Raw genomic sequence first — 11,729 nt, 5'->3', positions numbered from 1 at the left:
CAAGGCCATGGCGGCCGACCCGCAGGTGCGCCGGGTCTCGCTGGTGACGGTGGTCGGCAGCTTCCTGTACGGCCAGTTCTTCTCCGCCGCCCGGCAGCAGTCTGCCGGGCGGACCGCCCCGTCGCCGTTCCCCGACACGGGTTCCGGGTAGGACTACCGGCAGGGGCGCCGGTTCATTACCGGTTCCGGAGGGTGGAGCGCAAGTCGCAGAGTCACGTTTGAGTGATTTTCTGACGGTCTGTTCTATCTTCCTGGACCGATTCCCCGGCGCCGACCTCGGCCGAGATGACATGCTGCTCCAAGTCAGGGGGGTTGGTACCAATTTCCACACTCTTCCGTGGCACACCGCTCCTCGGTGTGCCAGAGGTCCGGCCGGAGGTCGATGTGTCCGCCAGCATCAATCCGACAGTGCGCCGACGCCGTCTCGGCGCCGAACTGCGGCGCCTGCGCGAGCTTCGGGGCATGACGGCCGAAGAGGTCGCCGGGCGCCTGATGGTCTCCCAGTCGAAGATCAGCCGACTGGAGAACGGCCGACGCAGCATCAGCCAGCGCGACGTGCGCGACCTCTGCGACGTGTACGAGGTCGGTGACGAGCGGATCCGGGCCGGGCTGATGGAGATGGCCCGGGAGTCCCGGCAGCGCGGCTGGTGGCACGAGTTCGGGGACATCCCGTACAGCGTCTACATCGGGCTGGAGGCCGAGGCCTCCTCGATCCGGGCCTACGAGACCAGTTACGTGCCGGGGCTGCTGCAGACCCGGCAGTACGCGGAGGCCGTCGTGGCGGGCAGCTCGCCCGACTACGACGTGGCCGCGGTCAGACGCCGGGTGGACGTCCGGCTGAAGCGGCAGAGCCGGATCTACGGTGACAACCCGCTGGGCAGCTTCTGGGTGGTCATAGACGAGGCCGTGCTGATGCGGGAGGTGGGCGGGTCGCAGGTCATGGCGGACCAGCTCTACCAACTCATCGAGCTCGGCGAGCGGCCGAACATCAACATCCAGGTGATCCCGTTCTCGCACGGGGCCCATCCCGGCATGACCGGGACATTCTCCCTGATGGAGTTCCCGGAATCGGCGGATTCCACGGTCGTCTACTTCGAAGGAGTGACGAGCGATCTCTACCTCGAGAAGGAGACCGACGTCCGCCGCTATACCCATATGTACGACCACTTGCGGGCCGCCGCAGCCAGCGTGACGGAGACCCGCCAGTTGATGAACACCTACGTCGAGAGGTTCACGAAATGACCAGCAACCTGACCTGGCGCAAGAGCAGCTACAGCGGCCCGAACGGCAACTGCGTCGAGGTGGCCGTCCCGGCCGCGGCCGCCGTGGCCGTCCGTGACTCCAAGGACCCCGAGGGCCCCCAGCTGCACTTCACCGCCGAGGCCTGGGCCGCCTTCGCCGCCGCGGCCGGTGCCGGTGACTTCGGCACCGTCTGAGACCGACTGCTGACCTGCCCCGCGACCAGGTGCCCGCCGCCCCCCGTACGGCGGGCACCGGCGCGTCCGGGAGGGTGGCGCGGGCTCAGATCGGGTACCGCTCCAGCCAGGGCGTGCGCTCGCCCGCGCGGTGCAGTTCGGGGCCGTGCAGCAGCTCCAGGACGAGGTCGTCGGCCAGCTCGAGCAGCGTCGCCCGGCCCTCCAACTCGGTCACCAGAGCGGGCGGGAGGGCCGTCTCGCCGTGCAGGGCGCCGAGCAGGCTGCCGCAGACGGTGCCGGTGGAGTCGCTGTCGCCGGAGTGGTTGACGGCGAGCAGCAGGCCCGAGCTGACGTCGTGGGCGACCAGCGCGCAGTAGACGCCGATCGCCAGCGCCTCCTCGGCCACCCAGCCGGCCCCCAGCGCCTCGACCCGCTCGGCCGAGGGCTCGCCGGCCCGCACCGCGTCCAGCGCGGCCCGCAGCGCCGCCGTGGTCTCCTCGTGGCCCGGCCGCTCGGAGAGCAGCGCCAGCGCGAGGTGGACGCCCTCCTCCAGGGTGCCGCCCCTGGTCACGGCGTGGACGATCACCGCGAGCGCGCCCGCCGCGAGGTAGCCGGTCGGATGCCCGTGGGTCAGCACCGAGCACTCGACGGCCAGCTGGAAGACCAGACCGGGCTCCCAGGCCGTCAGCAGGCCGAACGGCGCGGCCCGCATCACCGTGCCGCAGCCCTTGGACTGCGGGTTTCGCGGCTCCTCCAGGGTGCCGAGCCGCTCGGCGTCCGGGCCGCTCAGGCCGGTCAGGCAGGCCTCGCCGGGGGCGCGCCGGGCGTAGAGCCACTCCTGGCGGCCGAGCCAGCCGAGGTCCTTGCGGCGCTCGTCCGGGCCCCAGTCCCGCTGGGTGTCGGCCCAGCGCAGGTAGGCCCGGTGCACGTCGGTCGGCGGGTGCCAGCTGCCGCCGTCCCGGCGGATGTGGGCGCGGATCAGGCCGTCCACGGTGAACAGCGTCATCTGGGTGTCGTCGGTGACGGCGCCGCGCCGCCCGTACGCGGGCACGTAGCCCGTCACGCCCAGCGGGCCGTGCGCCGCCCGGATCTTCTCCAGCGGCTCGAACTCCACCCCGGCGCCGAGCGCGTCACCGATCGCGCCGCCGAGCAGGCAGCCGCGCACCCGGCTCCGGAAGTCCTGCTGCTGGGCACGTGACCACAGGGGCATCACCGGCTCGGCACCTTTCGTCGGCCACAGGGGCAGCGCCGCCGGGGTCGGAGCGCACTCGCACTGTATTCGAATGCCTGACCAGGTCCACCGGGAAGTGGGAACACCAGTCCTTCGACAGGGTCAGTCGAGGACCGGGAGCAGCTCCGGCAGGTGGCCGTCCGAGGCGAGGGCCGCCCGGCGGCGTTCCTCGGGGACTGCGCCGTAGAGGGTGGTGCGCTGGCGGTGCGGGCGGCCGGCCGCCTCGGCGATGGCCTGGAGGTCGCGGACGGACTTGTAGCTGCCGTAGGCCGAGCCGGCCATCCGGGAGATGGTCTCCTCCATCAGCGTGCCGCCGAGGTCGTTGGCGCCCGAGCGGAGCATCTCGGCGGCGCCCTCGGCGCCCAGCTTCACCCAGCTGGTCTGGATGTTGGGGATGTGCGGGTGCAGCAGCAGCCGGGCCATCGCCACCACGGCGCGGTTGTCCCGGGCCGTCGGGCCGGGCCGGGCGATGCCCGCCAGGTAGACCGGCGCGTTGGTGTGGATGAACGGGAGCGTGACGAACTCGGTGAAGCCGCCGGTCCGTTGCTGGATCCGAGCGAGCAGCCGCAGGTGGCCCAGCCAGTGGCTCGGGGTGTCCACGTGCCCGTACATCATGGTGGACGAGCTTCGGATGCCCGACTCGTGGGCGGTGGTGACCACTTCGACCCAGGTGGCGGCGGGCAGCTTGCCCTTGGTGAGCACCCAGCGGACGTCGTCGTCCAGGATCTCGGCGGCGGTGCCGGGGATGGAGTCCAGGCCCGCCTCCTTGGCCCGGATCAGCCACTCGCGGATCGAAAGGCCCGTCCGGCTGGCCCCGTTGACCACCTCCATGGGCGAGAAGGCGTGCACGTGGATGCCCGGCACCCGCTCCTTCACCGCCCGCGCGATGTCGAAGTAGGCGGTGCCCGGCAGGTCCGGGTGGATGCCGCCCTGCATGCAGACCTCGGTGGCGCCCACCTCCCAGGCCTGGGCGGCCCGTTCGGCCACCTGCTCGAGGGAGAGGGTGTAGGCGTCGGCGTCGGTGCGGCGCTGCGCGAAGGCGCAGAACCGGCAGCCGGTGTAGCAGACGTTGGTGAAGTTGATGTTCCGGGTGACGCAGTACGTGACGGTGTCGCCCACGGCTGCCTTGCGGACGTCGTCGGCGATGGCGCAGAGCGCGTCCAGGGCCGGGCCCTCGGCGTGGAAGAGGGTGAGCGCCTGCTCGTCGGTGAGCCTGGTCGGGTCGTCGGCCGCGACGGCCAGCGCCTCCCGTACGTCACCGGTCAACCGCTCGACCTGCTTCGGGAGTTGCTCGCGCAGCGCCGCCCAGTCGCCGTACACCTCCTCGAAGTCGGCCCGGCGGTCACCGGTGCGGCCCTCGGTGTCGACGGTGCGGTGCAGGTCGGTGCGGCCGGTGGTCTGGAGCTCCTCGGGCTCCTGCCAGGGCAGGCCGACGGGCCTGGCGTCCGCGCGGGCCAGGCCCGTCTCGGGGTCGGCCAGGGCGCGCACGTGCGGGAGCAGGCGCGGGTCGAGCCAGGGCTCGCCGCGCTGGAGGTACTCGGGGTGGACGGTGAGGCGCTCGCGCAGCTCGAAGCCCTGCTCGGCGGTGCGCTCGGCCAGTTCGTCCAGGTGCGGCCAGGGGCGCTCGGGGTTGACGTGGTCGGGGGTCAGCGGGGAGACGCCGCCCCAGTCGTCGATGCCCGCGCCGATGATCAGCTCGTACTCCCCCGCCACCAGGTTCGGCGGGGCCTGGATCCGCGCGGAGGGGCCGAGCACCAGGCGGCCCACGGCGATCGCGGCGGCCAGCTCCTCCAGCTCGGCGTCGGGCGCCGCCCGCATCGCGGTGTCGGGCTTGGCCCGGAAGTTCTGCACGATCACCTCCTGGACGCCGTGGTACTGCCGGGCGGTGCGGCGGATCGCGAAGAAGGCCTCGGCCCGCTCGGTGAAGTCCTCGCCGATCCCGATCAGCACCCCGGTGGTGAACGGCACCGCACTGCGGCCGGCGTCCTCCAGGACGCGCAGCCGCACGGCCGGCTCCTTGTCCGGCGAGCCGTGGTGCGGGCCGCCGGGCTCGCTCCAGAGCCTGGTCGCCGTGGTCTCCAGCATCATGCCCATCGAGGGCGCGACCGGCTTGAGCCGCTGGAAGTCCTGCCAGCTCAGCACCCCGGGGTTGAGGTGCGGCAGCAGGCCGGTCTCCTCCAGCACCCGGATCGCCATCGCCCGCACGTAGGCGAGGGTGTCGTCGTAGCCGTGCGCGTCCAGCCACTCGCGCGCCTCGGGCCAGCGGGTCTCCGGCCGGTCCCCCAGGGTGAAGAGGGCCTCCTTGCAGCCGAGCACGGCGCCCTGCCGGGCGATCTCCAGGACTTCGTCCGGGGAGAGGAACATCCCCTTGCCCTCGGCGCGCAGCTTGCCCGGCACGGTGACGAAGGTGCAGTAGTGGCAGCGGTCCCGGCAGAGCCGGGTGAGCGGGATGAACACCTTCTTCGAGTACGTGACCACGCCCGGCCGCCCGGCCGCCGCCAGCCCGGCGTCGCGCACCTTGGCCGCGCTGGCGCACAGCTCCCGCAGATCCGCACCTCTGGCCTGCAGCAGCACGGCCGCCTCGGCGACGTCGAGCGCGACGCCCGTACTGGCCCGGTGCAGCGCCCGCCGCATGGCATTGGTGGTCGGAGTGGAGTCGTGCGTAGCCATGGGGTGACCATACGCGAACCCACTCGTCCTCCGGGACTACGCCAACCCTGAGACGGAGTCAGGGTCCCTTGAGCCCATCGGCGTACCGGGAGTTGCCTCCTCAGGACGATGCCCCGCCGGGGTGCGGACGGTTTCAATGGTGGGGCAGGACAGTTGAGAACTCTGGACGGAGGGGAAGGCGTCATGGAGGAGAAGGACCAGTCGTACCGGGCGGGGCGGCGCAAGGCGGCGCGGGTGCTGGTGCCGGTCGCGGTGGTCGCGGCCGTCGGCACCGGGATCGGCCTGGTGCCCGCGCTGGCCAGCGACTCGGGGCCGAGCCTGCCCCCGCTGACGGCGGACCAGCTGGTGGCCAAGGTCGCCGCCTCAAACGTGCAGGCGCTCTCCGGCACGGTCAAGCTCTCGGTGGACCTCGGGCTGCCGACCCAGCTGATGAACGCGGCCGGCGGGATGATGCGCGGCGGCTCGGAGAAGGGCGGCAGCCACGCCGACCCGCAGGGCCGGGCGCTGGCCCTGCTCGGCGGTGACCACACGATCCAGCTCGCGCTGGACGGGCCGGACCGCCAGCGGATCGGCCTGGTGGACCGGCTCTCCGGCTACGAGCTGGTACACAACGGGGCCGAGCTCTGGGCCTGGGACAGCAACAGCAACGAGGCCGTGCACCTGACGGCCCCGCAGGGCGCCGAGCACCACCAGCTCCCCGAGACCCTCGCGCCGGTCACCCCGCAGGAGGCCGCCAAGCAGCTGCTGGCGCACACCGCGGCGACCACCTCCGTCACGGTGGACGGCACCGCGACGGTGGCCGGGCAGAAGGCCTACCTGCTGAACATCAAGCCCAAGCAGAGCGGCTCGACCATCGGCGGGATCCGGATCGCGGTGGACGCCGACAACGGCGTGCCGCTCTCGGTGCTGGTGACCTCGGACTCCGGCTCGACCGTGCTGAACACCCGCTTCAGCGAGGTCTCGTTCGCCAGGCCCTCGGCCAAGACCTTCGAGTTCACCGTGCCCAAGGGCGCCAAGGTGACCGAGCAGAAGGACCTGGCCGGCAAGCACGGCACGGTGACGCCGCAGGACGACCCCTGGACCTTCCTGGGCAAGCCCGAGGGCACCAAGCCGGAGGGCACCAAGCCCGGGAGCACCAAGCCGGAGACCGGCAAGGCCGGGGCCGCCCAGCCCACGGTGGAGGACAACAGCTGGCTCACGGTGGTGAGCGGCAAGCTGCCGACCGGCGAGGCCCCGGCCGTGGCCGGCAAGCACGGCGCGCCGCAGAACGTCGGCGGCCTGTTCAAGGCGCTCGGCAAGCCGGTCAAGGGCGGTCAGCTGATCAGCACCACGCTGGTCAACGTGCTGGTCACCGACGACGGCCGCTACTTCGCCGGCGCCGTGACCCTCCCCGTGCTGCAGAACGCCGCCGGGGTCAAGTAATGACGAGCGCTCCCACCCGGGGCGACGCCCCGGACGACGTGATCCGCACCCGCGGGCTGACCAAGCGCTTCCGCGGCGGCCAGCTCGCCGTGGACGGGCTCGACCTGACGGTGCCCCGGGGCAGTGTCTTCGGCTTCCTGGGGCCCAACGGCTCCGGGAAGACCACCACCATCCGGATGCTGATGGGTCTGATCGCGCCGACCTCGGGGGCGGCCACGGTGCTCGGTGCGCCGATGCCGCAGTCCGTCGGCGCGGTGCTGCCCCGGGTGGGAGCGCTCATCGAGGGTCCGGCGCTGTACGGGCACCTGACCGGCCGGGCCAACCTGGCCCGGTTCGACGCCGCCGACCCGACCTCCGAGGGCCGCACCCGGGCCGCCCGGATCGACCACGCGCTGGAGCGGGTCGGCCTGACGGCGGCGGCCGGCAAACGGGCCAAGGCGTACTCGCTGGGCATGAAGCAGCGCCTGGGCCTGGCCGCCGCGCTGCTCCAGCCGCGCGAGCTGCTGGTGCTGGACGAGCCGACCAACGGGCTGGACCCGCAGGGCATGCGGGAGATCCGCACCCTGATCCGCGAGGTGGCGGCCGAGGGCACCACGGTCTTCCTCTCCTCGCACCTGCTGGACGAGATCGAGCAGGTCTGCGGCCACGCCGCCGTGATGTCCCGCGGCCGGCTGGTGGTGCAGGGCACGGTCGCCGAGCTGGCGGCCCGCGCCCAGGGCCGCCTGGTGGTCCGGACCGAGGACACGGCGCAGGCCGCCGAGGTGCTGGCCGGCCGTCAGGTCGCCGACCTGCGGGTGGAGGACGGCCGGATCGACGCCGCGGCCGGGCAGCTGGACGGTGACGCGCTGGCCAAGCTGTGCGCGGCGCTGGTGGAGGCGGGGGTCCGGGTGCAGGGCTTCGGCCTGGAGCGGGGCACATTGGAGGACGCCTTCGTGGCGCTGACCGGGGAGGGTTTCGATGTCGCCGGCTGAAGCGACGGCCGTATCGCCGGGGGCCCGCCGCACGACGGTGGGCGGCTTCCTGGCGCTCTTCGGGAGCGAGCTCTCGCTCACCTTCCGCAAGGCCCGCACGATCGCCATGCTCGGCTTCCTGGCCGCGCTGCCGGTGCTGATCGGGGTGGTGATCCGGGTGGAGACCGGCGGCGCCTCCCGGGGTGAGGGCCCGGCCTTCGTCGCACAGGTGACCCAGAACGGTCTGTTCCTGGTCTTCACCGCGCTGGCGCTCTCGCTGCCGGTCTTCCTCCCCATGACGGTCGGCGTGGTCGCGGGCGACTCGCTCGCCGGGGAGGCGGGCACCGGCACCCTGCGCTACCTGCTGGTGGCCCCGGCCGGGCGGACGCGGCTGCTGGTGGCCAAGTTCTCCGCCGCGCTGGTGTTCTGCCTGGCCGCCACCGTGACGGTCGCGCTGGCCGCGCTGGCGACCGGCGCCGCGCTCTTCCCGCTCGGGCGGGCGACCCTCCTGACGGGGGACACCGTCGGCTTCGCCGATTCACTCCTGCGGGCCGTGCTGATCGCCTTCGTGGTCGCCCTCTCGCTGGCCGGGCTGGCCGCGATCGGGCTGTTCGTCTCGACCCTGACGGCCAGCGGGGTGGCCGCGATGGCCGTCACCGTCGGGCTGGTGATCATCGTGCAGATCCTGGACAGCTTCCCCCAGCTCTCCGCGATCCAGCCCTTCCTCTTCACCCACCAGTGGCTGAGCTTCAGCGACCTGCTCCGCAGCCCGATGCACTGGGACAACGTCCTGCAGAACCTCGGCCTCCAGGCCGCGTACGTGGCCGTCTTCGGCGCCGCCGCCTGGACCCGCTTCACCAGCCGGGACGTGAACTCGTAGCGGTGCTACCCCCCGGCCCGCGAGGTCGCCGCCGCGAGGGCGAGCACCGGGAGCTGGGCCGGGGCGATCAGGAACAGCGGGGACCAGTCGGGGCAGACCAGCCGGACACCGGCGGTCAGGCCGTGCAGGCGGGCGCGGTGGGAGCCCTTGAGGTCGACCCGGTCGAGGCGGTACGGGCGGGCCAGCGGGATGGCCGGGCGGCCGTGCCGCTGCCAGCGGATCAGGCCCGGGGAGATCAGCAGTTCACCGGTCTCGGCAGCGTCCATCTCCCGCCGCACGGCGGGCACCCGCACCGGCTCCCCCGCCTGCGTGGCGGAGCGGCGGAACGGACGGGCGAGCTGCCCCGGGAGCTGGACCATCGCGACCCCATCCTGTGGCGCGTCGGCAGGCAGCCGAGCGGGGTAGGTACGGCAAGGGGGACGTTAGCAGGCCGGTGCCCCGGTTGAGGAGATCCCGCAAGGAGATCTTCACGCCGTGAGGTCCAGACCACCGACCGTCACGCCGTGAGCTCGACCTCCTGCCGCGCGGTGCGCAGCATCCCGCGGACGACGTCCCAGCTGAGCACCCCGAGCGCGACCCACACCAGCGCGAACCCGGCCCACCGGGCGGGCGGCATCGACTCGTGGAAGACCGCCACCCCGATCAGGAACTGGAACACCGGCGCCAGGTACTGCAGCATCCCCAGCGTGGTCAGCGGCACCCGTACCGCCGCCGCCCCGAAGGCCACCAGCGGCACCGCGGTCAGCACCCCGCTGGCCATCAGCAGCCCGCTGTGGCCCCAGCCGTGGCCGAGGCTGCCCTGGCCGGTCGCCGCCAGGTAGACCAGGTAGGCCACCGCGAAGGGGAAGAGCACCGCGCTCTCCACCGCCAGGCTCTCCGCGCCGCCCAGGCCGGCCTTCTTCTTCAGGAAGCCGTAGGAGGCGAAGGAGAAGGCGAGGGTCAGCGCGATCCAGGGCAGCCGCCCGTAGCCGAGGGTGAGCACCACGACGGCCAGCGCGCCGATCCCGACCGCCGTCCACTGCACGGTGCGCAGCCGCTCGCCGAGCAGCAGCACGCCGAAGGCGATGATCACCAGCGGGTTGATGAAGTACCCCAGGCTGGCCTCCACCACGTGCCCGGAGTTCACCGCCCAGATGTAGACGCCCCAGTTGACGGAGATCAGTACGGCCGAGGCCGCGCACAGCGCGAGCCGCTTCGGCTCGGCGAGCAGCGGCCGGATCCACTGCCACTTGCGCTGCACGGCGAGCATCACCGCGACGGCCACCAGGGACCAGGCCATCCGGTTGGCCAGGATGTCCACCGCCCCGGCCGGTTCGAGCAGCGGCCAGAAGAGCGGGAAGAGCCCCCATATCCCGTACGCCGTGGCGCCGTACCAGACGCCTCGCGTGGCCTCCCGCTGGCTGCTCCCGACCATGCCCGGCCTGCCCTTCGTCCGCTGTCCGTCGGGGTGACGCTAGCGGGCGGAGGGCAGGCCTGTCATCTACGTATCCACGTTTTGGTCATGACACCCCAGGGAGGCCGCTCAGGAGGCCAGCGCCGCCTTGACCGTGTCCGCGAGCGGGGTGGTCGGGCGGCCGATCAGCCTGGCCAGCTCGCCACTCGTACCGGCCAGCTCACCCCGCTCGATGCCCGCCTCGACGGCCACGAAGACGTCCGCGAAGGGCGCCGGCATCCCGGTGGAGACCAGCACCGCGTGGTACTCCTCCGGGCTGAGGTCCTGGTGCGCCACCGGGCGGCCGGACTGCGCGGCCAGCTCGGCGGCGTACTCGTCCTGGCTCCAGGCCACGTCACCGCTCAGCTCGTAGACCCGGCCCTCGTGCCCCTCGCCGGTCAGCACCGCCACCGCGGCCGCCGCGTAGTCGGCCCGGGCCGCGGTGGCCACCCGGCCGCCGTGGCTGCTGCCGACCACCGCGCCGCGCTCGACGGCGCCGGCCGCGTGGGCGGTGTAGTTCTCGGTGTACCAGCCGTTGCGCAGCAGCGTGTACGGCAGACCGGAGTCGCGGACGATCGCCTCGGTCTCGTGGTGCTCGTCAGCCAGACCGAAGGTGGCACTGCCCAGGATGCTGGTGTAGGCGAGCAGGGCGACGCCCGCCGCCTGCGCGGCCTCGACCACGGCGCGGTGCTGCGGGGTGCGGCTGCCGATCACGTTGCTGGAGATCAGCAGGACCCTGTCACCCGCCGCGAAGGCGGTGGCCAGCGTCTCGGGGCGGTCGTAGTCCACCTCCCGCACGGTCACGCCGCGCGCGGCCCAGTCGGCGGCCTTCTCGGCCGAGCGGACGGCCACGGCCACCTCGCTCGCGGGGACGGTGGCCAGCAGGCCCTCGACGACCAGGCGGCCGAGCTGTCCGGTGGCTCCGGTGACGACGATCACGGTGTTCTCCCAGGGGGTGGTGCGTTCTCGATTCCTCACTCACCCTAGGAGGGGTACTAACCTTTCGTAAGTACGCACTTCAAAGTAGGGTACTGACATGGACGTAATGACCCCCACGCCGGACGCGGCCACCCTGCTCGACCGGATGCCCGACGTCTACGACCGGATGTGCCCCTCGCGCGGCGTGCTCGAGCACGTCACCAGCCGCTGGGGCGTGCTGGTGCTGATCGCCCTCAGCGAGCGCGGCTACCGCTTCAGCGAGCTGCGCCGCCGGGTCTCCGGCGTGAGCGAGAAGATGCTCGCCCAGACCCTGCAGACCCTGGAGCGGGACGGCATGGTGCTCCGCGTGGTGCACCCCGTCATCCCGCCCCGGGTCGACTACAGCCTCACCCCGATGGGCGCCGAGGCGGCCGCCATGGTCTCCGCCCTGGCCCACTGGGTCGAGGGCCGGATGTGCGCCGTCACCGAGGCGCGCGACAGCTACGACGCCGCGGCTGAGCCCGCCGCGGGCGCCGCGCCGCGCCGCGTCAGACCACCGTCCAGGTGTCGTTGCCCTTGAGCAGGCCGGCCAGGTCGCCGGCGCCCTTGCTCGCCACCGCCTGGCTCAGCTGGTCGGCCATCAGGGTGTCGTAGACCGGGCGGGTGGTGTTGCGGATGACCCCGATGGGGGTGTGGTGCAGCGTGTCCGCGTCCGCGAGGCGGGTGAGGGCGAAGGCGCGGGCGGGGCTGGTGTGGTGGGCGTCGTGGACGAGCACCTGGTCGCGGTTGGTGTCGGTGACGGTGGCGATGG

Annotated in this window: 11 protein-coding genes and 1 pseudogene; 6 read left to right on the top strand and 6 right to left on the bottom strand. The window is 72.7% G+C overall.

Going from position 1 to position 11,729, the window contains the following annotated elements:
• Positions 1-384: 384 nt before the first annotated feature.
• Complete coding sequence (locus tag ABT095_RS37900) at positions 385-1,242, top strand: helix-turn-helix domain-containing protein (protein ID WP_350534181.1); 858 nt, start codon at positions 385-387, stop codon at positions 1,240-1,242.
• Positions 1,239-1,436, top strand: a complete 198-nt coding sequence (locus tag ABT095_RS37895; protein ID WP_350534180.1) for a DUF397 domain-containing protein — start codon at positions 1,239-1,241, stop codon at positions 1,434-1,436. The genes ABT095_RS37900 and ABT095_RS37895 overlap by 4 nt, the downstream gene beginning before the upstream one ends.
• An 85-nt stretch (positions 1,437-1,521) precedes the next feature.
• Here ABT095_RS37895 and ABT095_RS37890 read toward each other — a convergent pair whose 3' ends face one another.
• The gene (locus tag ABT095_RS37890) at positions 1,522-2,625 is read right to left on the bottom strand and encodes an ADP-ribosylglycohydrolase family protein (RefSeq protein ID WP_350534179.1); all 1,104 of its coding nucleotides are present in this window, start codon (positions 2,623-2,625) and stop codon (positions 1,522-1,524) included.
• A 123-nt stretch (positions 2,626-2,748) separates the two neighbouring features.
• Positions 2,749-5,280 carry a bifunctional FO biosynthesis protein CofGH gene (locus tag ABT095_RS37885; RefSeq protein WP_350534183.1) on the bottom strand — a complete coding sequence of 844 codons (2,532 nt, stop codon included), beginning with the start codon at positions 5,278-5,280 and terminating at the stop codon, positions 2,749-2,751.
• 219 nt (positions 5,281-5,499) lie between these two features.
• On the opposite strand from ABT095_RS37885, the gene ABT095_RS37880 reads away from it, so the two are divergent.
• From ABT095_RS37880 to ABT095_RS37870, 3 genes are read left to right on the top strand one after another with little or no spacing between them, the layout of a single operon-like run.
• Positions 5,500-6,738, top strand: coding sequence for a LolA family protein (locus ABT095_RS37880; RefSeq protein WP_350534178.1), 1,239 nt, complete (start codon positions 5,500-5,502; stop codon positions 6,736-6,738).
• On the top strand, positions 6,738-7,709 hold the full coding sequence (locus ABT095_RS37875; protein ID WP_350534177.1) for an ABC transporter ATP-binding protein: 972 nt from the start codon (positions 6,738-6,740) through the stop codon (positions 7,707-7,709). The genes ABT095_RS37880 and ABT095_RS37875 overlap by 1 nt, the downstream gene beginning before the upstream one ends.
• Positions 7,696-8,568 (top strand): ABC transporter permease, encoded by an 873-nt coding sequence (locus ABT095_RS37870; RefSeq protein ID WP_350534176.1) that lies wholly within the window; start codon positions 7,696-7,698, stop codon positions 8,566-8,568. The genes ABT095_RS37875 and ABT095_RS37870 overlap by 14 nt, the downstream gene beginning before the upstream one ends.
• 5 nt (positions 8,569-8,573) lie before the next feature.
• On the opposite strand, the gene ABT095_RS37865 is transcribed toward ABT095_RS37870, so the two are convergent.
• From ABT095_RS37865 to ABT095_RS37855, 3 genes are all read right to left on the bottom strand, one after another.
• Positions 8,574-8,927: a hypothetical protein gene (locus ABT095_RS37865; RefSeq protein ID WP_350534175.1), complete on the bottom strand. Its 354-nt coding sequence runs from the start codon at positions 8,925-8,927 to the stop codon at positions 8,574-8,576.
• Between the two features lie 137 nt (positions 8,928-9,064).
• Positions 9,065-9,982, bottom strand: coding sequence for an EamA family transporter RarD (rarD, locus tag ABT095_RS37860; RefSeq protein ID WP_350534174.1), 918 nt, complete (start codon positions 9,980-9,982; stop codon positions 9,065-9,067).
• Between the two features lie 108 nt (positions 9,983-10,090).
• On the bottom strand, positions 10,091-10,978 hold the full coding sequence (locus ABT095_RS37855) for an SDR family oxidoreductase (RefSeq protein ID WP_350534173.1): 888 nt from the start codon (positions 10,976-10,978) through the stop codon (positions 10,091-10,093).
• Between the two features lie 67 nt (positions 10,979-11,045).
• On the opposite strand from ABT095_RS37855, the gene ABT095_RS37850 reads away from it, so the two are divergent.
• Positions 11,046-11,498 carry a winged helix-turn-helix transcriptional regulator gene (locus ABT095_RS37850; protein ID WP_350534182.1) on the top strand — a complete coding sequence of 151 codons (453 nt, stop codon included), beginning with the start codon at positions 11,046-11,048 and terminating at the stop codon, positions 11,496-11,498.
• On the opposite strand, the pseudogene ABT095_RS37845 reads toward ABT095_RS37850, so the two are convergent.
• A pseudogene (locus tag ABT095_RS37845) lies at positions 11,467-11,729 on the bottom strand (2-oxoacid:ferredoxin oxidoreductase subunit beta); the annotation flags it as partial. The gene ABT095_RS37850 and the pseudogene ABT095_RS37845 sit on opposite strands and share 32 nt — an antisense overlap.

The sequence above is a fragment of the Kitasatospora sp. NPDC002227 genome, from assembly GCF_040296285.1.
In the GTDB taxonomy this organism is placed as follows: Bacteria; Actinomycetota; Actinomycetes; order Streptomycetales; family Streptomycetaceae; genus Kitasatospora.
Note: the sequence above shows the minus strand (reverse complement) of the source record. Positions and strands in the feature narration are given on the sequence as shown.